The sequence below is a fragment of the Actinoalloteichus hymeniacidonis genome (genome assembly GCF_014203365.1).
GTDB lineage: Bacteria > Actinomycetota > Actinomycetes > Mycobacteriales > Pseudonocardiaceae > Actinoalloteichus_A > Actinoalloteichus_A hymeniacidonis.
Map to the genome: position 1 here is coordinate 4,856,745 of NZ_JACHIS010000001.1, position 24,918 is coordinate 4,881,662.

Sequence of the window (24,918 nt, forward strand, 5' to 3'; positions counted from 1 at the left end):
TCGGTCTAGAAGTGTGCTTCGCCCTTCATGGCCACTTGCACGCCGTGTTGCTGGGGGCTTCCTGGCCATCGGCGAATGGTCGGGTGATGTCTCGTAGCGCATCGAGTCGATCGGTTCGGTCGCGGACCCCGCAGCCGCGCAAGCGTGTCCTGGCGAACGGTCGGCGTACCGCTCAGGCGCGCCGGGCCGCCCACACGAAGCGTTGGGTGCGGACCGCCAGATCGGCGCGATGTGCGATGTACTGGGGGCTCTCGGCGTCGATGAGCTGGTCCAGCGCGTCGCGATCCTCGGCGGAGAGCGCTTCGGCTACGGCCTCGCGCAGGCGGCGCAGCCCGGCGAGGGCATAGCGGCCCACGGATTCGGAACGGGCTGCGTCGAACTGGACGTCGATCGTGCGCTCGCCCGTGACGGTGAAACCGGCTGCGGTCAGTTTCGGGCCCCAGTCGGCGCCTCGGTGCGGCATCTGTTCAGCCCGACGATCGACTGCGGCGTGGATACGGACTTCCAGGCCCAGGCGGTTCTCCGGCGCGTCGTCGGGCAGGAAACGCGGGAAGCCTGCGAGTTCGATGACGGCGAACTGCCCGCCGGGGGCGAGAGTGTCGTGTACCTGGCGCAGCGTCCGGTCCGGGTCGGCCAGGTGGTGCAGGGCGGCGGAGGACCACACCAGGTCGGGGCTGCCGAGTTCCGGCCAGGCCGCGTCGAGGTCGGCTTGGACGGTGCGGACCCGGTCGGACACGCCGCGCTCGCAGGCCTTCTCCTGCAGGCGACGAAGGTGATCGATCGAGGAGTCGACGGCGGTGACGTGCGCTTCGGGGAAGTGCTGGAGCAGCGCGAATGTCCCGGCGCCCGTCCCGCTGCCGAGGTCGACGATCTGGCGGGGGCTCGTCTGGGTGGGCAGCCACTCGATGATGGATGCGGTGTACTCGGCGAGAACCTCCGCGTCGAGATCGAGGATCTCCACCTGGTTCTCGCCGCCCTGGTGGTGATGGTGGTGGCCGTGATCGTGGGAGCGGTCGGCGGGCTGCGCGGTCGAGTTCATGTGGCTCACGGTAGGTCGATAATGCGCCAGGTGCATGACTCCTTGCGCAAAGAGCAAGGAGGTCGTTCCGCTGGCTGCCTGCCCGGCAACAGCGACCCGATCACTGCGGTCTGTTCGCCTCCGATCGCTTGTCCGCCTGGTGTCCTCGCCGGGCTTCACGATCGAAGATGCCCAGGATGTCGCACGGTCCGCCTGCCGCGCCGATCGCGTGCGGAAGCATGGTCGGGAATTCGGCTGCCTGATTGGCCTCCACCCGGAAGCGGCGGTTGCCCAGCATGAGCACCGCGGTGCCGGAGAGCACGACGAGCCATTCATGGCCCGGATGTGCGCGCATGCGGGCCGGGTTGTCCGGCGGCGGATCCGTCACGCGCTGCCGGATGACCGCCAAGCCGGGGTCGGCCTTGAGCGCCCACCGCAGCCTGCCATGGGCACCCTCGACCACCGGATTGGCGATCACATCCTCGGTGTCCGACTCGACGAGCTGATCGAGGGAGGTGTCCAGGGCCCGCGCGAGGGTGACGAGCTGGTCCAGGGCGAGTCGTCGCTGCCCGTTCTCGATCCGGCTCAGCGAGGACGGACTCAATCGAGCCCGGGTGGCCAATTCCTCCAGCGACCAGCCCTGCGCCAGCCGAAGCGCGCGGATGCGCTTGCGTACCAGGCTGTCCAAATCGCCGACATCTTGCGTCATAGGCACGATCTTATGCTCGATCCGCAAAGCGTGCTTACGCTTCTGGAGTCAGCGCCCCCGCCGGGGGCTCGGCCCACGAGGGGAAGGCGGCACAACCATGATCGAGCAGAGGTCGGACGACGGGACGAGCTCGCTGCCGAACGGCACTGTCGACGCGGTGGTGATCGGCGGTGGTGCCGCAGGTTTGAACGGCGCGCTGATGTTGGTCCGCTCCCGCCGCTCGGTCGTCGTGATCGACAGCGGCACGCCACGCAACGCCCCCGCCGAAGGGGTGCACGGCCTGCTCGGCTTGGACGGCGTCCCGCCCGCGGATCTGCTGCGTCGCGGCCGGGAGGAGGTGCGGGGCTACGGCGGACGGGTCGTGACAGGCGAGGTCATCTCGGCCGAGCGCGCCGAGCCCGCTGCCGACGGCGATTCGCGCTTCGTCGTCACCCTGGCCGACGGCGGCCTGGTGACGGCCCGGCGGGTGTTGGTGGCCACCGGGCTGCGGGACGTGCTTCCCGATGTTCCCGGACTGGCGCAACACTGGGGCCGCAGCCTGGTGCACTGCCCGTACTGCCACGGCTGGGAGGTCCGCGACGAACCCATCGGTGTCCTGGCGGTGAGCCCGGCCTCGGTCCATCACGCGCTGCTGTTCCGACAGCTCACCGATGATCTGGTGTATTTCGCCCAGCACACCGCACTGGACGACGACACCCGGGCCCGTTTCGTCGCCCGGGGAATCCACGTCGTGGACATCCCGGTGGCGGCGGTGGAGACCGACGAGAACGGCATCGCGGGAGTGCGATTGAACGACGGACAGCTCGTGCCGCGTCGGGTGCTCGCCGTGGCCACCACGATGCTGGCCCGCACCGACGGTCTCGACGGATTGGGCCTGCCGATGGAGGACCTGCCCGGCGGCATGGGACGACGTTTCGTCGCCGGGATGGCGGGCGTCACCGACGTGCCCGGGGTGTGGGTGGCGGGCAATGCCAGCGACCCGACCGCGCAGGTCGGAGCCTCCGCAGCGGCCGGTGCCCTCGCCGGGGCGCATCTCAATGCCGATCTCGTCACCGCCGACACGAACGCGGCCCTCGGCGCGGGCTGATCGTGCGAGCGACTCAGAGGGGACGGAACCTGATGGCGGTTCCGCCGCCCGCCACCAGCCGGAGGGTGAGCACCGTGCTCGATCGCACCGTCTCGGTGTGGACCTCGATCGGCAGCGGGTTGCCCTTCCAGGTGGTGTCGGGTCCGTCGCGGTAGATCTCGGCGTGGTGCCGTCCGCGTCCCAGGAAGCGCAGCGGCACCCGCAGGGTGCGATCGTGCTCGTCGGTGATCGCCCCGAGGTACCAGATGTCGCCCTTGCGGCGGGCGGCGACGGTGTAGTCGCCGATCACACAGTCCAGGAAGCGTGTCTCGTCCCAGCTGGCGGGCATGTCCTTGAGGTAGGCGAACCCCGGATGGGCGCGGTAGTTCTCCGGGGTGTCGGCCAACATCTGCGCGGGGCTGAAGAACACCGAGTACAACGCGAGCTGCGCCGCCGAGGTGGTCTGCACCCGGGTGTTGAGCCCTGCTGGGTCCCAGGTCACGTTCAGCACGCCCGGCGTGTAGTCGGCGGGACCGCCCATGAATCTGGTGAACGGCAGGATGGTGGCCTGTGCGGGCGGATTGCCGTTCGCGCCCATGTAGTTGTGCTGTTCCATGCCGGCGACGCCCTCGCCGGTCATCATGTTCGGGTAGGTACGGGCCAATCCGGTCGGCTTGATGGCCTCGTGGGCATTGATCATGATCTGATGCCGGGCCGCGGTCTCGATGACCCGCTGATAGTGGCGAACGGCTTCCTGGTCGTAGTGACTTCGGTTGACCCCACCCAGCTCGAACCGGGTGGCGTAGCCGGTCTTGATCGAGTGGATGCCGAGTTCGGCGTAGCGCGCGAAGATCGTGTCGAGGTTCTGCTCGTAGTAGTCGACGAAGCCTCGGGTCTCGTTGTGCGCGATGAATCCGACGCCGTTCTCCCTGGCATAGCGCAGCACCTCGTCGATGTCGAAGTTCGATCGCGGGGTCAGGAAGTCTTGGCCGGTCCACTCGCCGCCTGCGTTGGTGTTCCAACCCTCGGCCAGGACGTTGCTCGCGCCCGCTTCCTTGGCCAGGTCGATGTATTGCTTGACTCGCTCGGTGGTCGCCCCGTGTCGTGGACCCTCGGTCCAGGTCGTGTGTCGACGCTGCAACTCCCACCACACCCCGACGTAGGTTCCCGCCGAGATCCACGAGGTGTCCGCCAGCGCGCAGGGTTCGTTGAGGTTCTCGATCAGATGCGATTCGGCGAGGTCGCCGGGGCGTTCCCCGATGGTCAACGTGCGCCACGGGGTGGAGAACTCGCCGGACAACCGGGCCTTGGTGCCATCGGGGAGGCTGATCAGCTCGCTGGTGAAGACACCGGGAGCTGCGGGGTCGGCGGCCAGGGTCATGCTCGGGTAGTCGATGAGCGCTGCCTCGTGCACGACGACGTGCTGCCCTGATGCGGTGGCGAAGGTCAGCGGGGTCTGCGCGGTGGCCACCTCGGACAGTGGGCGCTGCCGGTAGTGGCGTTCGTCGGCGTTCCAGTCGGTGCCCGCCGCCAGGGACCAGCTCTCAGCGGTCGCGGGGAGGGCGAATTCGGTGCGTTCGGCGGTGACGACGTACTCGTCGAGGCCGGCTTGGGCGGGCAGGTGATAGCGGAAGCCGACTCCGTCGTCGAAGACCCGGACGACCAGGTCCAGTCGTAACCCGCTCGACGGTTGCACGGTGTGCAGCACGCATTCGTTGGCGTGGTTGCGCACGAGTTCATCCGGCCCCCAGACCGGACGCCAGGTCTCGTCGATCGTGCGGCGTTCGACGGACTCGATCACCAGTCCGCTGGTCAGCGAGGGATGGTCGGCCAGGTCGATCCCCAACCCGGAGGAGGCGACGACGACTCGGCCTCGGCGCGCGATCTCGTAGCGCAGCCGACCCTCCACGACCCGGATCGTCACCCGCACCAGCCCGCCGGGCGAGCGAACTCCGTGCCGGGCCGGGATGGTGGCAGGTTCGGCGGCGGCGGACGGGGCTGCGAGGGCCCCGATCAACACGGTGCCTGCGGTAGCTCCCAGGACCGTCCGACGATTCGGTGTGCTGACCACGGCACTCTCCATTGAGGCTGGTTGCTGGCGGGAGGTTCGATCCTGTCGCAGATCCCGGCCGCCGGGCAATGGCTTGTGGTTTCGGCTCGGATGTGCTCAGTCCGACCGCCACCGTTCGCTGCCCCGCCAGGGCTGCCAGCCCCGACAGAGCACATACGCCACCGAGGTGAGGACGACCAGGGCCAGGTCGACGGCGGTGACCTCCTGGGCTTCCGCGGTGGCATCCCAGGCGAGGAAACCCAGCGTGGTGACGGCGAGCTTGTGGAAGAGCAGCAGTTCCCAGAGTCCGGGGATTCGTCGTGGCCAGCGGGCGAGGATCGCCCACAGCCCGGCGAAGACACCGAAGCCGAAGGTGCGCCAGCCCTCGACGATGAGTCGATCAGGCGGGGTGTCGCCCCATTGCAGGAGTCCGTTGGCGAAGACGAGGAGCGTGGTGACTGCCATGACGGCCATCAACACCCGGCCGATGCGATCACCGAGCCGACCGGGTGCCCGGGTCGAGTCCGTTCGGGATGACTGAGTCGAGGTTCCAGGCACGGCATTCCCATCGTGGAGTTGGAGGCCGCCGGGGTCGCGACGCGCGACCGCTAGAGGCTCTAACTATTTCGATAGGTTGTATCAACATCGCATCGGCATAGTCAATAATCTTCGTGATAGCCTCTAACGCTTACTGAGCGTGAGATCCCCGAAACCAGGCGCGGGAGGCGGCAGACCATGGCGGAGATCTCGGGAACACCCCGTGAGCGTTACCGCGCCCAGGTACGCGAGGAGATCAAGAGCCACGCCTGGGAACAGATCGCCACCGCAGGAGCATCGGCGCTCTCCCTCAATGCGATCGCCAAGCAGATGGGCATGAGCGGCCCGGCGCTCTACCGCTACTTCGTGGGCCGCGACGAACTGATCACCGCGCTGATCAAGGACGCCTACCGCGACCTCGCCGACACCTTCGCCGAGGTCGCGGCGGCCGATCCCGCGGCCGGTCCGCCCGCGCTGGCCCGCGCAATGCGCCGGTGGGTCCTTGCCGATCCGCAGCGTTACCTGCTGATCTACGGCACGCCGGTTCCCGGATATCACGCGCCACCCGACGTCACCGCCATCGCGGGTGAGATCATGTACACCCTGCTAGACGTCTGTATGCGGGTGCCCACACCCCGCCCGTCGACGGAGTTCACCGCGCATCTAGCCGACCATCGCAGCTGGGCCGCCGACCATCCGGCGACCCCCGCGACCATCCAGTTGGCCCTGAACTTCTGGACCCGGCTGCATGGCCTGCTCTCGCTGGAGATCGCGGGGCATTTCACCGGGATGGAATTCGACGCCGACCTGCTCTTCGCGGCCGAGGTGGACGAGCTTTCCGAGCGTTAGCTCGCTCACGTAGCTCGCTCGAGCTCCCCCACTGAACGCAAGAGAAAACACAGCATCAGAAAACTGAAAAAGTCGCAAGACCAAGCATGTCATAAAGGGTGCTACATTACCCGCTGCCTGCGGCTGACATTTTCAACGAAGACCGATCGCCAATACGATCCAGTTCAGACAAAATTGCATGAAAAGCCTCGGGTTCGAATGACACTAGATCACCGACGTTTTCGTACCAGTGACTCGTTACAAGTTCCCGCGCAACCACAACCGATTGCGAGATTCCCTTGTCCTTCCTCAGCAGCGCAGCTGGGTACGAATCCGTGAAACTTGTCGAAACTAAATCTCGCGACCTCCGTTCGATGATGTCGACAATCTCGGTCAGAGTGCGAAGTCGCTCCGGCAAACCCCGAAATAGAAAGTAGTCTAGATCTTCGTTCGGTTGCTGGTCGGTCCGCGTCGCGTACCCACGCACTCGCTTTAGTAGTGCCGCAGTCCGGGTACGGTCTCCTAATTGCGCCGCGACCTTGAGCGCAGAAACTAGGACCGTTAAGCACGACTTGCGGACCTCGATCCCATCAGCGATATCAATAGCCTCGTCAAGCAAGCTAGGTTCACGAATTGATCCTGCAATAGAAATGATCAGTTGAGCACGGTGCATTGCCTCTACGGCATTTCTAGCGATGCGAACAGACCGTCCGTCCTCGCCTTGCGCTAGCAGAACACGAACAAGCTCCCGTCGTGGTCGTTGTTGCAGCCTTGGATCCACGATTAATTCAAGGAACTCCTCGGCGCGGGCAAGCTCACCGGCAATGATGAGCCCTTCAGCGAGAGCCGCCATCCCTGCAGATCGCACTTCGCCAACTGAAAAAGAAAGGATCAGCTTTTCCGCCCGGTCGAACTCGGCGAAGTCAATCAGCAGGCCCACCCACCGCAGGAGCCTTCGTCCATCGATGTCGACCGCTGTGGCCCTAGCTGCATCTTCAGCCAATTCAACAAATCGAGACGCACGCGCAAGATCACCTGCTCGAACTAAAGCCTTGGCTACGGATAGAACTCCATCAACTTCTCCCAGCGGCAACAGATGACTGTTGACGAAAAACTCTGATCGTTCGAAATCCCCCAAACAGGCATATGAAACGGCGTTGCCAACGAGGCTGAAAGTCCGCCACTCGTCATCCTGAGCGCCTGCCTGTAACTCTTCAATCTCCGCGAGCAACCGATCGGCACGCGGCCGGTCGCCTTCACTCGCCGCTTCGAAGGCAACGACCGCCAAGCGCGCATGGAGCAGCGCTGCGTCCCCCATAGACCGAGCCAATTCTTCGGATTTGCCAATATTCGAGCATGCGATATTACGAATCACATCCAACAGGTTTCTTTCCCGACGGCCGTAATCACTAATTGAGGTCGACACGCGACACGCGACGTCAAATAGACCACCATCTGCAAACGCCCTAGCAACCTTTGCCTTGAGGTACTCTTCGCTTAAACTCTTCGGAAGGTCATCGAAAACGCACTGCACGAGCACCGATGCCCTAGCGGAATGTCCGAGTGCCGCTGCGGCCGCCGCAATTTGAGCAAGCCCCTCCACGTCGCAGCGATTATCGTTCTCGGCTAATTCTTTCTCCGCTTTGCGGTACCATTGCTCAGCTTCGTCACCCTTGGCATCATTGTAGACACTGAGCGCGAGGGATGCGCAAGCTGCGGCGCGGTTGCGGGCATGCTTAATCGCACCAAGAACACGTTCAACGCGTTCGTGATCCTGGATCCGCAAGGCTCTCCTTGCAAGCTCAACGAGCGGCCCTATACCCCAAAACTGATTGATCGAGATCGTCAATTTTTCGGCCTTGTCCAGGAGAGCACCAGCTAAACGCTGCTCACCGTCGCGATGAAGAACTGCTGCTGTCCACGTCAATGCCCGTGCCTGCTCAAGAGGGTCGCTTATGACATTTATGAGGGATTTAGCCCGGTCGACTTGACCGACTTCTACCCAAGTGGATGGAAGACGAGTAGGAACCCAATTATTTCGCAAATATAGGCTCGTACGGTGCACTGCTAACCGAGTTAGGGTCACGAGACCGATAGATTCGTCGTTCAGCAACAGTCTCTGGGATGTCTCGATCTCTGCTAGCGCAGCATCGTCGTGTCCGGTCACGGTCAACATGAGATTCTGCCGCCGAGGATCCGTGACGTAGGTGAGTAACTTGGAGCGGTCATCGGTCGCTACTAGGGTCTGTACGTAACCGTGGAGCAAATAGCTTGGTGTGTCCGATGGCCAGTGACGGAGACGATAGCTATCGGCCCACGTGTGGAGGCGTTGGCGGTAAGATTCTAGCTGCGGGCCGAGCATTTCAGTCGCCAGGATTAACAACTCGGCATGGGCCATGAGATAAACCGGCAAAAAACCTGGCCGCCTGGTGAAACTACGCCCATCTGCCGTGCGCAGTTGGTCCTCGACCTGCCACACCGAGGTACCTGTCAATTCGGCGAGATCTCGGGAGGAGAGACCTCCCCCTGAGGCTGTGATGAAACCGAGTAGATCACGGTGACTATTGGTACCGCCGAGCAGCCGCTTCAGATCTCTGGTCATCGCCTCTCGTACGACCGCCGCCCTGGGTGACGGAGACAGGGCTTCGATCGTCGCCGATTGCAGCGGGTGGCCAGGTGGTACATCGGTGGGTAGATCGTGGACCGCTCGGCTCGCTACAACAACACGAACGCCAGTATCGGGCAGCAGCGCCGCGATGCTGTGTGCGTCGGCTGAGCCATCAACACCGCGATCTTCGTCCAAGCCGTCGACAACCAAGGTGAAATGCTCGCCACGTTGGTGAAACTTCGTGGCGACAGCGGTGAGGAGCCGCCGAAAATGTGTCTCCCGCTTCGCATCGGTCAAGTTGGCGAGGGGAGGCTCATCTACCAGGTCGTAGAGTTGTTCTAGCACGTTCTCTACGAAGCTCTGGCGGTTGTTCTGATGAGGCAAGCTGGAGGTGACGAAGAAGGACACCACATGCACACCGGGCGGCGGATGCAGCACGAACCACGAGAGTAAGGCCGATTTGCCTGACCAGGCATCTGCTCGCCACACAAGGTAGCTGTCTGCGGTCGACTCCGAGGTACAGAACCTGGTAAGGGTCGCCAGTTCCTCTTCTCGTCCCTCCAGTTGAACGGGCGCCAGCACGCGTACATGTTCGAGGTAGGCAGAGTTGACCGCCCTATCGACCGGCAAGGTCGCGGCCTGAGTGACGTTGAGCTGGTGGATTTCCTGGTGTCCGATGACATCGCGGTCAGCACGAACACGTGTCTGGGTAATCTTCTGCTGGCTTTTCGATTCGCGATCGCCGGGTCGCTGCATCTCAACGGTCCAGCTCTGGTGCGGCTTGCTTGCCGATCACATCGCCGCCAGCATCCAACCGCTCCTGCAGGATGTTGTCGCCACCCCCGCTGCCACCCGACTTCCCGATGATCCGCCCGCCTGCCTTCACATGCCTTTGCTCGATCCGGTCGCGAGGCGCCTCCGAGTTGTTCGACCGGGATCGGCGTGCCTGCATCACCAGCCCCGTAGCCATCGTGAGCGCACCGAAGGAGCCAGCAACCCAGCTCGCGAACTCCACTCCGCGGAGCGTTGCAGCCGCCGCGACTGCGACCACTATTACCGCAGCGCCAACGAATAGCGCGACCCGAACGAAGAGCAGCATGGTCCTCAATTATGCATGACGGAGCGTGCTGCTCGGTAGACGCACAGTTCATCTTCCGCGCCCGGGACCCGGCTGCACGGCCTGCTCTCGTTGGAGATCGCCGGGCATTTCACCGGGATGGATTTCGATGCCGACCTGCTCTTCACATCCGAAGTGAATGAGCTGACCAGGGACTAGCTGATCCCGAACATTATTTCCGGTTGAGACTGAAGCAATAGGGGCTTCGGTATCGGAGTGATCGGGTCCGGAGTCACGGATCAATCCGAGATCGTGTCGACCTTCTTAGGCCGAGGCCGGATCTGACCGGTACGGGATGCCTTGCGGAGCAGGAACACCGTGGGCACCAGACACACCAGCAGGGCCAACAGGCTCGCCTCCGGGCCGAAAGCGCCCCCGGTCAACAGCGACGGGCCGGACAGGGTGAGGTTCAGCAACCCCTCCGGCGGGGTGTCCGAACCGGAGATCACCACGCCGAAGACGCCGGCATGGGTGAGGTTCCAGGCGAAATGCAGGCCGATCGGCAACCACAGCGAGCGGGTGACGAGATACGCGGCCGCCAACATGACACCGCCGGTCAGGCCGATCGAGAGCGTTCCCCACAGCGTGGCGTTCTCGTTGACCAGGTGGGTGAGGCCGAACAACACGGAGGAGAAGGCCAAAGCGAGCACCGTGCCGACTCGTTCCTCCAGAACGCGGAAGATCAGCCCCCGGAACAACGTCTCCTCGGTGACGGCAACACAGGCCATCAATCCGGCGGTGGCCAGAAAACCACCCACCGAGCCCCACGCCAGCTGCTCCCAACCCCCGAACATGCCGATCAGCAGCATCAACACCGTGAACAGCATGGCGCCGACGAGCGTGCCCAGCCGCAGATCGCGCCACTTTCCGCTCGGGGTCAGCTCGGAGACGTCCGCCCGCAGCTCGACGGTGCGCGATAGCCGGCGGTAAGCAACGACACCGGAGACCGCGAGGCCGATGCCGATCGGCAATGCCAGCAGCGGCACGGGCATGAGCAGCTGGATGATCCCGCCGGTCACCACCACGATGGCGAATAACGCGACCGACAGGATGGGGACCCGAAAACGACGTACCCGAAGACGCGCCGCAGAGGGTTCATCCCGGTGGTGAGCGTCGCCTACCCGATCCGTCAGTGTCATGATTTCCGTTCTCCGTGGGTACGAGGTGTACTCGGTTGCTATGCGACGCAAGGGCGGCGGCTCGCCTCGCCTACGCCGGAATTCCTGCTTGTCGATACGCCATGGCGATGACCGAGCATCCGCTCGGTCCGCACGAATCGCGTGATCGCCACGCTATGCAGTCCCGATCGGAAACGGGCTACTGCTGACTACTCACTCGGGGTAGGGCTAGACGGAGCATCGACGGGAATTCCGGGTACTCGGCATGCGCGCATCTCGACTGCCCGCGCGGAGATATTCCGTTGTCCCGTGATCTAGGCGGGTGCTAACACTGCCGTATGAGCAACGGTGCGACCGTCCGCCTTCGCCCCATCGAACCCGCCGAGGCCGAAGCCCATTGGCGTTGGAACAACGATCCGGAGGTGATGCGGTGGTTCTCCACCGGGTTCCCGGTCTCCCGCACCCGTTTCATCGAGGGCTACGCCGATCGGCCGCCGAATTCCTTCGAACGCACCGTGCTGGGCATCGAGACGGTGCATGACGGACGACTGATCGGCCTGATCTCGCTGGGCGACACCGCACATGAGATCGGCAGCGCGGACTTCGACATCTACATCGGAGAGAAGGAGTGCTGGGGTAAGGGCTATGGAACGGAGGCCACGCGACTCGCGTGCCGATTCGGATTCGACACCATGGGATTGCGAAGAATCCAGCTGTGGGTCGCCGACGCCAACGCTGCCGCGATCGCGGTGTATCGGAAGGTCGGCTTCGTCGAGGAGGGCCGAGCGCGCCGCACCCTGCGCGTTCACGGCGTGTGGCACGACATGGTGTTGATGGGGTTGTTGGACGACGAGTTCGCCGCGCTGGATGCGGTGCCATCGGCCGACTGACGCCGAATGGCGCGGTTGTCCCCCAAAAGAGCTACCCGCAAGTGTCCACCGCGTGGTGACGACTTTCCCGCACCGCGTTCATAGGCTTCTGGACAACCGCAGCACCAACGTTGCGGTGCCAGGCGAAGGAGTCGGCGGGGGACGGATGTGATCGGTGCCGGTCGCTGTCGGCGGCTGCCCGTGATCGCCCGGACCCGACGACCGGACGCGACCACAGCAGGTACGCGCCCCTCGGACTTCGCCGGATCATGCGCGGATCGTTCCACCCACCGAAGAGCGGGGGCGATCTTTCGTGTCTACCGCGCCGCGCACACCACGTCGTTCATCCAGGAGTACATATGAACCGCAATCGCAGGACATCCGCTGTGATCGCACTGTGCTGCACCGCCAGCGTATGGCTTGCCGGCTGTGGGGATTCCTCGACTACCGAATCGGATTCGGCGGCGAGCACCGGCAGCACCACCGAGGAGGGCTCGGAACAGGCCACTGAGGACGACACCACGTTCACCGGCACGAAGCAGATCACGGTAGAGGAGCACTCGATCAATGTCTCCTGCTCCGGCGCCCCGGTCGATGGCCGCCCGGCTGTCTTCCTCCTGCACGGGGGCGGTGACGACCTGTCGATGTTCGCCGATGTCCAGGAGACCCTTGGTGAGCAGGATCGGGTCTGCTCCTACGACCGGCCGGGCGCGGGAGGCAGCGACCAGCCCGCCGAGCCGCAGACGCTCGAGGACGCCGGAGCGGTGCTGACCGGGGTGATCGACCAACTCTCCGGGGAGGCCCCCGTCGTCCTGGTCGGGCACTCGATGGGCGGAGTGATCGCCGGTCGGTACGCGCCGGATAACCAGGAGCGGGTCGCGGGCCTGGTCCTGCTGGACGCCACCTCGCCGACGCAGGGCGCCGACCTCGCAGCAGGCATTCCCGAGTCGGCCACCGGCGACGCCGTCGTCGTTCGCGATCAAACCCTCGCGGTCTTGGAGGGTGAGGGCCCGGAGCAGCTGGCACTTCCCGATGGTGAGGTCGCGTCCGCCGGTGACATCCCGGTGGAGGTGATCCAGCACGGCGTCCAGTACCTCGCCGAGGGGATGCCCGAATACGGGGAGGCATTGGAGGGAGCCTGGACGCAGGGTCAGGAGAAGTGGCTCGCGCTGTCCGGCGACAGCAACCTGAGCACTGCGGAAGAGGCCGGCCACCACATCTACCTCGATCAGCCCGATCTCGCCGTCGAGTCGATCCGGGATGTCGTCTCCCGCGCGGCGGCCAACGGATAGGGATCCTTACCTGGGCCCGCATCGGCGCTTCATCAGGTGAGCCGCCGATGCACCGGCCCGTGGGGGAAGCGGCCGGTTTCTCGGCCGCCGGGGAGATCGCGGTGGCGGTCGTCGCGGTGCGGGCAGCCGTCGGCGGGAGTGATCATCGCCGCGATCTCCGTCGCCGCCTCAGGTCACCAGGCCCCGCCGATAGGCATAGACGACGGCCTGGACGCGATCCCGAAGATCGAGCTTGGTGAGAATGCGTGACACGAAGGTCTTCACGGTCTCCTGGCTGATCGACAGGGTCGCCGCGATCTCCCGATTGGCCAGGCCGTCGGCGATCAGCCGAAGCACCTCCAGTTCCCTCGGGGTCAGCGGGGTGTCCTGGGTGGTGTCCTCGGTCGGGCGGATCCGGGAGGCGTATCGGCCCACGAGTTGGCGGGTCACCTCCGGGTCCAACAGCGCGGCGCCGGTGGCCACGGTTCGGATGCCGTGCAGCAGTTGGGCGGGCGGTGCGTCCTTGAGTAGGAACCCGCTCGCACCCGACCGCAGCGCCTGGTAGACGTACTCGTCCAGATTGAACGTGGTCACCACCAGCACCTTGGCGGGCTGCGCAATCCCGGCACCCGCGAGCAGCCGAGTGGCCTCGATGCCGTCCAGCACCGGCATGCGTAGATCCATCAGCACGACATCCGGGCGCAGGGTGCCCGCGAGGTCGACCGCCGTCTGCCCGTCCCCGCACTCCCCCACGACCTCGAGGTCGGGTTGTGCATCGATGATCGTCACCAGACCGGTGCGGACCAAGACCTGGTCGTCGCAGACCAGCACCCGGATGGGGGCGGTCACGACGGGTTCTCCGCAGGTATCCGCACCCGTACGAAGAATCCGCCGCCCGGCCGTTGTCCAGCCTGGAAGTCACCGCCGAGGACGTCGACCCGGTCACGTAGTCCGGTCAGTCCTCGTCCGCTGCCGCCGAGAGATGCGGCACGGGAGCCGGAATCATCGGTCCCGATCTCCACGGTGATCTCGTCCTCGGCGTGCTGCACCTGGACCGAGGTTCGGGCGCCCTTCGCGTATTTCAGGGCGTTGGTCAGAGCCTCCTGCACCACTCGATAGACGACCAGGTAGGCGCTGCCTGCCTGCTCCACAGGCTTGCCTTCCTGAATGAATTCCACCGGCTGGCCCGCCTGGCGTGTCTGCTCCACCAGGGTGTGGAGGCTGGCCGCGGGTGGTGAGCCCGCCTCGGTGTCGTAATCGGGGTTGAGGACGTCCAGCAGATGCCGCAGGTCGGTGATGGCCCGGCGACCGGTGGTGGCGACCGAGGTCAGAGACTGGTCGAGACGATCCGGCGCGGCGGTCAGATATCGCGCCGCCTCGGCCTGTACGACCATCGATGTCACATGGTGAGTCACGACGTCATGGAGTTCGCGAGCGATGCGAGTCCGTTCGGCGGTTCGGGTCTCCTCGGCGATGAGGCGTCGGCGTTCGGCTTCTGCCGCTCTGGTGCGGCGCCACCACACCCCGATGAACCAGACGAGGACCACAGCGAGGTAAAAGGTCACGAACTCACCGAGCGGCTCGCCATAACCGAGTTGGTTGAAGACGATCGTCAGCAGTACATATCCCACGGAGAGCACCAGCGCGGTGCTCCTTCGATACTGCTGGATGTGCGCGCCTGCGCTCAGCACTGCGAGGGAGAATCCGGTGCCCGCGAGGGTGTGGTAGCCAGCGATCTGGTCGATGCACAGCCCGATGGCGGTCAGGTAGAGACAGCCGGTGGGGATTCGTCTGCGGAAGGCGAGCGGCAGACATTGCAAGAGGACCGCCGCCAAAGCCAGCGCGTCGAAAGGGCGGTCCGGTATCCCGCCGAGTCGGGTGCCGTGGCTGTGGAATGCGGGCATCAGGGAAGCACAGGCCAAGAGCAGCGCGACGGGGAGATCCCGGACCACAACGTCGAGTCGGCGCCAACTTTCCAGGACGCGCCGGCGGTTGATCACCGGGGAATTGTAGTCGTGGGACGGATTCGGTCGGTGCGCCGACGGGACTGCTGCCGTCCGGCTGTCATCACCGGCGCGGCCGGTTCCGGCGTGTTGCGCCGTCGGGCATCGCGCCCCGCGACATCCTCGTGGCAGCGGACATGCCGCTGAGAATCGCCGTGCCAGGTCGGGTGGCTGGCTCCAGCTCCAGACGGCACGGCGATCATGTCGGTTTCCGCGCCCGCGAAGTCGATCTCATCGACGCCGACAGATGCTTAGCCCTTGCGCTAAGTATCAGCGTCGAGCCATACTTAGCCACATGGCACAGTATTCGGCGCAACTCGACGGCGTGTTCGTCGCGCTCGCCGACCCGACCCGGCGAGCCGTCGTGCGGCGCCTCGGGCGCGGGCCGACGAGTGTCGGCGACCTCGCGCGTGAGTTCCCGATGACGCTCCCCTCGTTCATGAAGCATGTCCGGACGCTCGAATCGAACGGGCTCATCCGCACGGTCAAGTCCGGCCGGGTACGCACCTGCGTGCTCAGCCGCGAGCGGCTCGCCCTCGTCGACGACTGGCTCGCCGAGCAGCGTCACATCTGGGAAGAACGCACCGACCGCCTCGAACAGTTCGTCACCGCCCGCCCCGGAGGAGAACACACCGTGAACCCTGATCTCGACCTGGCCCTGGAGCGGATCATTCGCGCCCCGCGCGCAACCGTGTGGAACGCGTGGACCGATCCGACCCGGCTCGCACAGTGGTGGATCCCGTCGCCGACCCGCTGCCAGGTGGACCGCCTCGAGGCTCGGCCCGGCGGGGCGTTCGTGACGCGGATGAGCGACGACGGAGCCGAGTTCGTCCCGCACCTTGACGCATGCTTCCTCGCCGTCGACGAACTCGAGCGGATCGTGTTCACCAACGCGGTCGACAGCTCATGGCGTCCGGCCGACCCCGCCCCGGTCGCGATGACCGCCACGATCACTTTCGGCGAGCACCCGGACGGCACGGACTACCGGATCGTCCTCCGCCACAGGGACCCAGAAGCCCGTGCGCTGCACGAAAAACTCGGCTTCGCCGACGGCTGGGGCACCGTCGCGAGTCAGCTGGCCGCATTCGCCGAGAATGAGGCCGCACGATGAAGATCACCCTCACCGAGTTCGTCACGCTCGATGGCGTCAGCCAGGGACCGGGCTCGCCGGAGGAGGACACCACAGGCGGTTTCGCCTGCGGCGGCTGGCTCGTGCCCTACCTCGACGAGACCTTCGTCCAGCGCACTTCCGAATGGCTCGACGTCGCGGACGGCCTGCTATTCGGCAGACGTACCTACGAGGCGTTCGCGCGCGACTGGCCGGAGATTACCGATCCGGCCGATCCCTACACCGAGCGGATGAACACGCTGCCGAAGTACGTCGTGACGAACACCCTCACCGAGGGGGCCTGGCATCCCACGACCGTGCTGACCGGCGACCCGGTGCACTCGGTCGCCGAACTCAAAGCACGACCGGGGCGGGAACTCCAGATCCACGGCAGTGCCTGCCTCGGCGACGCGCTGCTGTCGGCAGGCCTGATCGACGTGCTCCGGCTCGCCGTCGCGCCCGTGGTTCTCCGGACCGGCAGGCGCTTCCTGTCCGGACCCGGCCTGCCGTCCGGCCTCCGCCTCGTCCGCCACGAAGCGACGCCGAAAGGCCTGCTGCTTCTCGAGTACGAGCCGACGGACCAGGTACCCCAAGGCGAATACGAAGGCGTCACCGACTTCGTCTAGATCACTGCACGCAGAACTCGTTTCCCTCCGGGTCGGCGAGCACGACCCAGTCGTCGGTCCGACTCAGCGGTGTCGCGCCGAGATCGATCAATCGCTGTGTCTCGGCGGCCAAGTCCTCACAGTGCAGGTCCAAGTGGACCCGGTTCTTCGTCGTCTTGGCCTCGCCGACGAGTTGGAAGAACAGCCTCGGCCCGATACCGCTGATCGGCTGGACAAGAACGAGTGGGTCATCCTCCGGGCCGTCGATCCCCTCGGCACGGAGTCGGGCGAGTTCCGCCTCGTCGTAGGGGGCCACCTCGTAATCGGTCAACGCCTCGGCCCAGAACTGGGCGAGCGAGGCCGGGTGTCCGCAGTCGACGACGATGTCCCGCAGCCGCGACATGGTGGGCGACCTTCCCTTCGGAGCAGTGTGCACATGGTAGGACGGGGATCAGCCGAGGCCGCGTCCCACCACGATGGTCTCCACGGTCGACTCGATTTCGCCGCCTACCGGTATCAGGAACAGCATTATGGCCGCGCCCAGCACCAGGCCGAGTCCGCCGAGGACGGTCATGACGATGAAGGTTCGTCGGCCTCCGCCACCGCCACGGATTCCGACGACGCCGATGACCACCGCGATGAGGCCGAACAGCGGTGCGGCCGGGAAAAAGGTAGGCACTGTGATCACCGCCGCAAGCGCAGCGATGAAGCCGGGGATCGCCAAGGCGAGGTTGATCTGCGTCGTCTGGTGTGTCGTCTCCGACATGTCCGCTCCCCCTGATGTGCTCTGTTGATCATCCACGGAACGCTCCGAGATCGGCAAGAGACCAGACAGCTCATCTCGGCCTGGTTCCTTGAGTAACTAGCGATCAGACAGGGACACGTTCCACCACGGTGGTTCGCACCCCGCCCACTTCGCCGCCGCCTACCGACACCAAAACCAGCATCATGGCCGAACTCAACACCAGACCGAGACCGCCGAGGACGATCACGACGATGAAGGCCCGGCGGCGGCCGCCGCGCCAGATACCGATGACTCCGATGCCTACCGCGATGACGCTGAACAGCAGTGCGATCGGGAAATAGGCAACCAGCATGATCGTCGTTGCAAGCGCCGCCACGATGCCGGGAATCTCCAAGGCAACGTTGGCCTGCGCTTTCCGTCGTGTCGTCTCCGACAAGTCCGCCCCCTGGATGTGCTGCGCGCAATCGTTCCCGGGGTGGAATCAGCCCACAAGAGACCAAACAGGGCGTTTCCCACGCCCACAGAACGCAAAGGTGGGGAAGCCTGTGCAGGCTTCCCCACCCGAGGTGGTGCGATTTCGCGCTCAGCGCGCGGAACTCACCCGGTCAGTTGAGGGGCGGGTGAGCATTCTCCAGCAGCTCCTGGAACTGCGCGGAGAACCAGTGCCCGGACAGCGGCGCGTCGGGAAGCGCACCGGACATGTTGTACTGGTTACGCGGGTTGCCCTCGTAGTTCGGGTCGCACATCTCGTCGAAGCCCTTGCCCTCGTCGTTCGGGATCTCCTCGCTGGCGCCGTCGGACTCTCCCGGCGGCTTGGCCCAGACGTAGGCGTCGATTCCGGCGGCGGGTGCGACGGTGGGACGCTCACCGAGGCCGGCACCGGACTGGTTGCACCAGTTGCCGAGGTGGATCCTGCGGTCATAGCGGCCGCCGTCCACGTACTCGTCGGCGCTGGTCTCGGGGCCGGGGCCCGTGGGACGCTCGGAGCCGCCCCAGCCGTTGCGGGAGGTGTCGATCAGCATCCCGACGTCGGAGTTGAAGCCGGAGGAAATGGCCTGCTGGCGGAACGCCTGGGCGAACGACAGTTCGTCCACATAGTTGTTCCAGTCGATCCAACTGGACTCGCCGCGGATCGGCTGACCGTTGATCGTGTCACCGATGGCGAAGTTGTCCTCGGTCAGAGCGCTGTAGTTCGCGGTGTTGGCGATGAAGCCGTGCACGTCGTCCGGGGTGGCACCGTTGGCGTTGGCGGCCTCGAAGAACAGGTTCGCGGACGGAGCGAAGTTGTCCTCCCAGCCGATCCAGCCGTGGTGACCGGCGTCGATGTAGTTGTAGACGTTGGGAATCGCACCGAGCTGGTCGAGCGCGTAGCCGACGCCGTTGACGTAGTTGCCGTTGGCCAGCATCTCGTCGCACTGCGGGGTCGCGGTTTCCCGGCCACCGACGTTGGTGATCAGGTTCGGCAGCGAGTCGATCTCGATGATCGTCACGATGCGCAGGTCCGCGTAGGCCGGGTCGCTCAGGATCTCCGCGATCGGGTCGATGTACTCCGACTCGTACCGGGGCAGTTCGTCCGGTCCGAGCTCGCCGTTGGAGGCCAGCGCGGCGCAGTCGCGGCCGGGCAGGTTGTAGATGACGACCTGGAACAGGTCGGCGCCCTGGGTGACCGCCTCATCGAGATGGTCCCGAAGGCCGTAATCGCCCGTCGTGGGGCTGCCATTGCCTTCGATCGCACTGATCCGGTCCATCCAGACGAACGTGGGTTCGTCGGCGATCGCCGAGCCACCGGGCTCCGAGGCGGCATTGGCCGCCCAGATCGGGTTCACGTAGGGCGTGGCGCCCTCATAGGGGTTGTCGACCCGCTGCTGGGTAGGCGTCGGGTCGTCGGCACCACTGGCGGTCTGCCCCACTGCGAGTAGTAGTCCGGAAGCGAGAACCAGCGCCGATGCTGCGGCGGTGCCGCGACGGCGACGTAATTGCTTCGCCTTACTTGGGGAGTCAGATCTCATTTCGGCTCCTTGCTTATTCCTCACGACACCCTTGTCAGAGGCGGTGAGCGCTACGCAACGGACTTCTGGGAGCGCTCCCAGAACTGACTGTACCAATGTCGTAACAGGCTGAAAAGAGGGCGTAACGCGAAAATTGCGCTGGGGATCACCGAAAGTCCCGATGTTCAGCGCGGCATCGCGAAGGAAATCGCAGGTGGCGGCGGTTCGCCGCACTTCCGTGCTCACCCGAAGTCTGCTTAACCGATCACGAAAGACGTCAAGTAGGCCTCGATTCGGCCGAGTCGGTCACTGTTCGGTATCGACGCCAACGGAGACCCACAACCAGGAGACAATCCATTGACCTGGCGTTATGCGCTCAATGCGGCCACCGTCACCGAATTGTTCATGATCAGCACATTGCGCGCATCGGGGCCATTGACCTGCACGGGGACAACACCCGCACCCGCAGGACGATATCCGCAGGCGAGTGCGGCGAAGTGATGCGATTCGACCGGGACGGCAGCCGTCCTTCTCCGTGGCACGTGGCAAGCAAGGCGACGCCGACCAGGCAAGATCAACGAGCCGACGGCCGGCCAGCGGTGGGAACGCTCCCACACTAAGAACGATGCCCGCTGGCCCGGCCCAATCGGTGGGTCGGCAGGCTCGTCCATCACAACGGCGACGACAACGCCTCGGCCGCCGCAGTCAGGATCGCGGGCCAGGGCAGCGGGCGGACCGGCTTCTCGGCGGGTTCGGCCAGTGGGAACACTGCGGGCCCCTCGACCAGGATTGCCCCCGCCGAGCGCAACGCGGCCAGATGTCCCGGCCACGCCGGGTGCCGGGCATGCGCGGCATTGATCCTGGGAAACACCACCACCGGCACCGTCGGATCACCGAGTGCCTCGCCGAGCTGGGTGAGTGCCTGGTTGTCGCCGATCCCCAACGCGAGCTTCGCGACGGAGTTCGCCGAGGCCGGTGCGAAGACGTAGCAATCGACCGGCGGATGCGGACGCGCCTCGGTCGGAAGCCGGGATTGCGACCGCACCGGCAACCCGGTCGCAGCCGCGATCGCGTCGAGCTCGCCTGCGGCGGCCAGCCAGCGGGCCGCAGTCGGAGTCAGCGTCACGCCGACACGAAAACCCCTGTTCAGGGCAGGTTCGATCAGACCGGACCGCAGTTCTCCGAGGCCGCCGGTGGCTGCGGCCACCACACCGATCATCGGGGCAGGCTGCGCGGAAGGCGGTGTCACCGACGGAGGTTAACGCGCGGCGATACCACCGACCAAGGTGCCCGCAGCCGCCACGAATCCGGCGAGGCTTCAGAGTGATCAGCAGGCATCGGAGCCCAATCGGGTTGTCAGCCAGTGATGGAACTCGGCGATGTGGTGTTCGACCGGAACCAGGACACCGCCTCGGGCATAGGCGCGGGAGGCCATTGCCGGTTGGCAACGCTCACAGGCTTCGAAATCCTGTCGATTGACCCGATCGAACAATTCGACGGATGCCGAGACGTCCGCACCGGATTCGACCACCTCGGTCGAATAGAGCCAATCGCATTCCACCAGGGTCCGGTCGGCGGACAGCGGATACATCCGATGCAGAATCACGTGGTCGGGGACCAGATTGAGAAATACCTGCGGCCGAATGGTCGCGGCGTAGTAGCGGCGATCCTGATCCGGGGCGATATCCGGCAGGCTGTCGAATCCCGGTCGACCGTCCACGGTGAACCCTCGGGCCTCGGCGGCGAACTCGGCGCCGTGCCCCACGTAGTACTGGGCCGCGTACCCTTCCGCGAACTCGGGGAGGACCTCGGTCAGCTCGGGGTGGATCGTGGCGCAGTGATAGCACTCCATGAAGTTCTCGACGATCAGTTTCCAGTTCGCCGCGACGTCGTAGGAGATTCGTCGGCCGAGGGCGAGCTCCTCGACCCGGTAACGCTGCACCGCGGCCGGCGTGCCCAGCCGTTCGGTCACCGCGTCGATCACGGTGTCCTCGAAGGACGGCGGCTCGGCTGCCAGACATACCCAGAGGTAGCCCAACCACTGCCGGAGCCGCACGGGCAGCAGGCCGTACTCGGTGCGATCCACCGACCCCAGCGAGGCCAGGTTGGGCGCGGCGATCAGTCGCCCGTCCAGGCCGTAGGTCCAGGCGTGGTAGGGACATTGCAGGCTGCGTCGAACCGTCCCCTGCTCCGCGAGACATAACCGGGCCCCTCGGTGTCGGCAGATGTTGAGGAAGGCGCGCAGCTCGCCGTCTCGGCCGAGCACGATCAGGACGCTCTCCCTGCCGACCTGCACGGTTCGGAAGTCCCCGGCAACACGCAGGTCGGCGGCCCGAGCCGCACAGATCCAGTCGGATTCGAAGATGCGCTCCTGCTCGGCCTCGAAGATCTTCTGATCGGTGTAGTAGTGACCGGGCAGGGTGGCAACCAGGGCCGTCGGGCCATCGGTGGTGGTCATGATCTCTCGCCTCTCGAAGATGCCGGTCGAAGATGGCGTGCATCGACAGCGCGGACGTCGAAAGTGGTCGCCGCGCTGATCGGTCGGTCATCGGGCCCGGAACTCCCGGCGGCGGGGCCGGGCGGGTGTTCAGCGGCGCATGCGGGCGCCCTCGGGGTCGAACAGCGGATCGGCGGCGACCTCGTAGGGCAACCGGTCACCGAAGTACTGGATCTCCACCGGCCTGCCGGGCACGGCATGCTCGGCGGGCAGCCATGCATAGGCGATGCATCGGTCGATGGTGTGGCCGTAGCCCGCGCTGGTGACGTAGCCGGCCGGACGGCCCGCGACCAACACCGGTTCGGCGCCCACGACCACGGCGGTCGGATCGGCCGAGACCAGCGCGGTGAGTCGGCGGGCGGGCGGCCGGTCGCCTCGGGCCGCGAGGGCGTCTCGTCCGACGAAGTAGCCCTTGTTCAGCCGCACCGCGAAATCCAGGCCCGCCTCGGCGGGGCCGTGTTCGCCGGTCATGTCGGTGCCCCAGCTGCGGTAGCCCTTCTCCAGCCGCATGCTGTCGAAGGCGCCGCGCCCGGCCGCGATCATGCCGTGTTCGGCACCCGCCTCCCAGAGGGTGTCCCAGAGCAGTCGTCCCAGGTCGGCGGTGGTGTAGAGCTCCCAACCCAGTTCGCCGACATAGGACAGTCGCATGGCGGTGACCGGCACGTTGCCGACGCAGATCTCCCTGGCCCGGTAGTAGCGCAGTCCCCGGTGGGACACGTCGTCCTCGGTGAGGGCGCCGAGCACGTCCCGGGCGGCGGGTCCCCACAGACCCAGGCTGCAGGTGCCGGAGGTGATGTCGCGGATTTGGACCGATCCGTCGCCGGGCAGATGTCTGCGCAACCAGTCGAGGTCCAGGGGACCGTTCGCGCCGAGCTGGAATCGTTCGGCGCCGAGCCGCGCCACCGTCAGGTCGCTACGGATTCCGCCGTCGTCGCCGAGTAGCAGGGTGTAGGTGATCGAACCACGGTCGCGGATCACGTTGTTGCTCGTCATGGTCTGCAGGAAGTCGGCGGCCCCGGGGCCGGTCACCTCGAGACGGGTGAGCGAGGTCATGTCGAACAGGGCGACCGTGCGGCGGGCCCGCCGGGCCTCCGCCCCGACGATCGGCGAATGGTGTCGGGCGGCCCACTCCCCCGGTGACGGCACCTCGTCGAGCTCCGGGAGCTGCTCGTTGGAGGTGTACCACTGGGGTCGTTCCCACCCTCTGGCCTCGGTGAACAGCGCGCCCAGTCGTTCCTGCCGCTCGTAGAACGGGCTCGTGCGCAACGGGCGCGGTTCCTCGACCTGCTGGTGTGGGTGGATGACGTCGTAGACCTCGGCGAAGCTTCGGACGCTGCGAGTGCGGACGTAACCGGGGGTTCGCTGCACCGGTTCGAAACGGTTGAGGTCGCAGCCGTGCAGGTCCACCTTCGCCTGCCCGTCGATCAGCCACTCGGCCATCGCCCGGGCGACGCCCGCGGAATGCGTGATCCACACGGCCTCGGCGATCCAGCAGCCCTCCAGTTCGGGGTGCTCGCCGAGGAGCGGCATCCCGTCGGGGGTGAAGGAGAACAGGCCGTTGATGCCCTCGTCGACCTTCGCCTCGGTCAGCGCGGGCAACAGCTGGGCGGCGGCCGACCACGAGTCCTCGAAGTCCGGGGCGGTGAACTCCAGGACCGAGGGCATGGTGTCGAAGGCGGGTCGCTCGGCCGTCTCATCGGCGGGCACTGGCTGACCTGCCAGGCTCTTCGGGTCGATGGGCATCGGCCGGTGGCCGTAGGCGCCGATGCCCAGTCGGTCGCCGTGAGTGCGGAAATAGAGGTCGGCATCCTGATGCCGCAGGATGGGCAGCGCCGCGTCGTGTCCGTCGGCGGGTGCCCCGCGCAGGGCGGACAGCGGGGTCGACCAGGCGTATTGGTGGGCCATCGGCGTCAGTGGGATGGGGAGGTCGACCAGCTCGCCGAGCAGCGGGCCCCACATTCCCGCGCAGCACACGACGATGTCGGCCCGGAACCGGGCATCGGGGGTGCGCACCGCGCTCACTCGGCCGCCCGCGCGGTCGATGGCGATCACCCGGTGGTGTGGCAGGAAGCGGGCGCCGCGTTCGATGGCGCGTTCGGCCTGGGCTTGGGCGGCGCCGACCGGGTTGGCGAGGCCGTCGGAGGGGATGTGCAGTCCACCGAGGATTCGGTCGGCGTCGAGCAGGGGATGCAGGCGCGCGGCCTCGGCGGCCGAGACCAGGTTGGTCTCGATGCCCCAGGCGGTGGCCCAGCCATGTCGGCGGTGCAGGTCGGCCCACCGCTGCGGCGAGCCCGCGACCTCCAGACCGCCGACGGATCGGAAGCAGGGCTCGACGACGGTGCCCGCGCCGGATCTCGCGGTCAGGCCACGGTATTTCGCGACGGTGTACGCGGCGAAGTCGATCAGGGTGCGACTGCTGTTGGTCTGGAAGACCAGGCCGGGCGCATGGGAACTGGAGCCGCCCGTGGCGAACAGTGGGCCCTGCTCCAGCACCGTGACATCGGTCCAGCCGCGCTCGGTGAGCTCGTCTGCCAGGGCACAGCCCACGATGCCAGCGCCGATGACGACCACTCTCGGGGGTGCGGTCACCTCGGAACCTCCTACGGATTCGACGTCGGGACGCCGCCACGGCCGCGCGTCGACCGTGGTGGGGACGTGAGGCTCCCGAGAACGGGAAGCCCGGGAATGCGAATCAGCGCAGGGTGAGCCACCCGCGCCGATCGGTGTGGGTCACCGGATCCATCCGACGCCCCCGGCAGGTCACGGTCGTGTCGAGCCGGA

22 protein-coding genes are annotated in these 24,918 nt (G+C 65.9%); 6 read left to right on the plus strand and 16 right to left on the minus strand.

The window, feature by feature from the left end:
- Positions 1–172: 172 nt before the first annotated feature.
- Complete coding sequence (locus BKA25_RS20335; protein WP_069847470.1) at positions 173–1,039, minus strand: class I SAM-dependent methyltransferase; 867 nt, start codon at positions 1,037–1,039, stop codon at positions 173–175.
- Positions 1,040–1,139: 100 nt separating this feature from the next.
- Positions 1,140–1,727 carry a helix-turn-helix domain-containing protein gene (locus BKA25_RS20340; RefSeq protein WP_069847468.1) on the minus strand — a complete coding sequence of 196 codons (588 nt, stop codon included), beginning with the start codon at positions 1,725–1,727 and terminating at the stop codon, positions 1,140–1,142.
- A gap of 97 nt (positions 1,728–1,824) precedes the next feature.
- Here BKA25_RS20340 and BKA25_RS20345 point away from each other — a divergent pair, with 97 nt between their 5' ends.
- Positions 1,825–2,814 (plus strand): NAD(P)/FAD-dependent oxidoreductase, encoded by a 990-nt coding sequence (locus tag BKA25_RS20345; protein WP_069847467.1) that lies wholly within the window; start codon positions 1,825–1,827, stop codon positions 2,812–2,814.
- A 13-nt stretch (positions 2,815–2,827) separates the two neighbouring features.
- Here the strand turns inward: BKA25_RS20345 and BKA25_RS20350 are convergent, their stop codons facing one another.
- The gene (locus BKA25_RS20350; protein WP_172803741.1) at positions 2,828–4,864 is read right to left on the minus strand and encodes a glycoside hydrolase family 97 protein; all 2,037 of its coding nucleotides are present in this window, start codon (positions 4,862–4,864) and stop codon (positions 2,828–2,830) included.
- A 96-nt stretch (positions 4,865–4,960) separates the two neighbouring features.
- Positions 4,961–5,308 (minus strand): hypothetical protein, encoded by a 348-nt coding sequence (locus BKA25_RS20355; protein WP_216637803.1) that lies wholly within the window; start codon positions 5,306–5,308, stop codon positions 4,961–4,963.
- A gap of 270 nt (positions 5,309–5,578) precedes the next feature.
- On the opposite strand from BKA25_RS20355, the gene BKA25_RS20360 reads away from it, so the two are divergent.
- Positions 5,579–6,229 (plus strand): TetR/AcrR family transcriptional regulator, encoded by a 651-nt coding sequence (locus BKA25_RS20360; RefSeq protein ID WP_069847463.1) that lies wholly within the window; start codon positions 5,579–5,581, stop codon positions 6,227–6,229.
- A gap of 106 nt (positions 6,230–6,335) precedes the next feature.
- On the opposite strand, the gene BKA25_RS20365 is transcribed toward BKA25_RS20360, so the two are convergent.
- The 3 genes from BKA25_RS20365 to BKA25_RS20380 form a co-directional block, all read right to left on the minus strand.
- Entirely contained in the window at positions 6,336–9,572 is a 3,237-nt protein-coding gene (locus BKA25_RS20365) for a P-loop domain-containing protein (protein ID WP_157420983.1), read from the minus strand.
- 1 nt (position 9,573) lies between these two features.
- Entirely contained in the window at positions 9,574–9,915 is a 342-nt protein-coding gene (locus BKA25_RS20370) for a hypothetical protein (RefSeq protein ID WP_069847458.1), read from the minus strand.
- 257 nt (positions 9,916–10,172) lie between these two features.
- On the minus strand, positions 10,173–11,072 hold the full coding sequence (locus BKA25_RS20380; RefSeq protein ID WP_084642654.1) for a CPBP family intramembrane glutamic endopeptidase: 900 nt from the start codon (positions 11,070–11,072) through the stop codon (positions 10,173–10,175).
- 317 nt (positions 11,073–11,389) lie between these two features.
- Here BKA25_RS20380 and BKA25_RS20385 point away from each other — a divergent pair, with 317 nt between their 5' ends.
- Together BKA25_RS20385 and BKA25_RS20390 are read left to right on the plus strand one after the other, a co-directional pair.
- Positions 11,390–11,941, plus strand: a complete 552-nt coding sequence (locus BKA25_RS20385) for a GNAT family N-acetyltransferase (protein WP_069847456.1) — start codon at positions 11,390–11,392, stop codon at positions 11,939–11,941.
- Positions 11,942–12,279: 338 nt separating this feature from the next.
- Positions 12,280–13,212, plus strand: coding sequence for an alpha/beta fold hydrolase (locus tag BKA25_RS20390; protein WP_069847454.1), 933 nt, complete (start codon positions 12,280–12,282; stop codon positions 13,210–13,212).
- A 168-nt stretch (positions 13,213–13,380) separates the two neighbouring features.
- On the opposite strand, the gene BKA25_RS20395 is transcribed toward BKA25_RS20390, so the two are convergent.
- Together BKA25_RS20395 and BKA25_RS20400 are read right to left on the minus strand one after the other, a co-directional pair.
- Complete coding sequence (locus BKA25_RS20395; protein ID WP_069847452.1) at positions 13,381–14,040, minus strand: response regulator; 660 nt, start codon at positions 14,038–14,040, stop codon at positions 13,381–13,383.
- Entirely contained in the window at positions 14,037–15,191 is a 1,155-nt protein-coding gene (locus tag BKA25_RS20400) for a sensor histidine kinase (protein WP_069847450.1), read from the minus strand. The genes BKA25_RS20395 and BKA25_RS20400 overlap by 4 nt, the downstream gene beginning before the upstream one ends.
- Positions 15,192–15,519: 328 nt before the next feature.
- Here BKA25_RS20400 and BKA25_RS28745 point away from each other — a divergent pair, with 328 nt between their 5' ends.
- Both BKA25_RS28745 and BKA25_RS20415 read left to right on the plus strand, forming a co-directional pair.
- Entirely contained in the window at positions 15,520–16,305 is a 786-nt protein-coding gene (locus BKA25_RS28745; protein ID WP_446323464.1) for an ArsR/SmtB family transcription factor, read from the plus strand.
- Positions 16,302–16,928, plus strand: coding sequence for a dihydrofolate reductase family protein (locus BKA25_RS20415; RefSeq protein ID WP_069847448.1), 627 nt, complete (start codon positions 16,302–16,304; stop codon positions 16,926–16,928). The genes BKA25_RS28745 and BKA25_RS20415 overlap by 4 nt, the downstream gene beginning before the upstream one ends.
- Position 16,929: 1 nt before the next feature.
- On the opposite strand, the gene BKA25_RS20420 is transcribed toward BKA25_RS20415, so the two are convergent.
- The 7 genes from BKA25_RS20420 to BKA25_RS20450 form a co-directional block, all read right to left on the minus strand.
- Positions 16,930–17,310, minus strand: a complete 381-nt coding sequence (locus BKA25_RS20420; protein ID WP_069847447.1) for a VOC family protein — start codon at positions 17,308–17,310, stop codon at positions 16,930–16,932.
- 48 nt (positions 17,311–17,358) lie between these two features.
- On the minus strand, positions 17,359–17,673 hold the full coding sequence (locus tag BKA25_RS20425; RefSeq protein WP_069847445.1) for a hypothetical protein: 315 nt from the start codon (positions 17,671–17,673) through the stop codon (positions 17,359–17,361).
- 103 nt (positions 17,674–17,776) lie between these two features.
- Positions 17,777–18,046: a hypothetical protein gene (locus tag BKA25_RS20430; RefSeq protein ID WP_069847443.1), complete on the minus strand. Its 270-nt coding sequence runs from the start codon at positions 18,044–18,046 to the stop codon at positions 17,777–17,779.
- A gap of 211 nt (positions 18,047–18,257) precedes the next feature.
- Positions 18,258–19,661, minus strand: coding sequence for a glycoside hydrolase family 6 protein (locus tag BKA25_RS20435; RefSeq protein WP_069847441.1), 1,404 nt, complete (start codon positions 19,659–19,661; stop codon positions 18,258–18,260).
- Positions 19,662–20,310: 649 nt separating this feature from the next.
- The gene (locus BKA25_RS20440) at positions 20,311–20,889 is read right to left on the minus strand and encodes a flavoprotein (RefSeq protein WP_512699152.1); all 579 of its coding nucleotides are present in this window, start codon (positions 20,887–20,889) and stop codon (positions 20,311–20,313) included.
- A 78-nt stretch (positions 20,890–20,967) separates the two neighbouring features.
- Entirely contained in the window at positions 20,968–22,098 is a 1,131-nt protein-coding gene (locus BKA25_RS20445; protein ID WP_069847437.1) for an aromatic ring-hydroxylating oxygenase subunit alpha, read from the minus strand.
- A gap of 129 nt (positions 22,099–22,227) precedes the next feature.
- On the minus strand, positions 22,228–24,726 hold the full coding sequence (locus BKA25_RS20450; protein WP_069847435.1) for a GcvT family protein: 2,499 nt from the start codon (positions 24,724–24,726) through the stop codon (positions 22,228–22,230).
- Positions 24,727–24,918 lie beyond the last annotated feature (192 nt).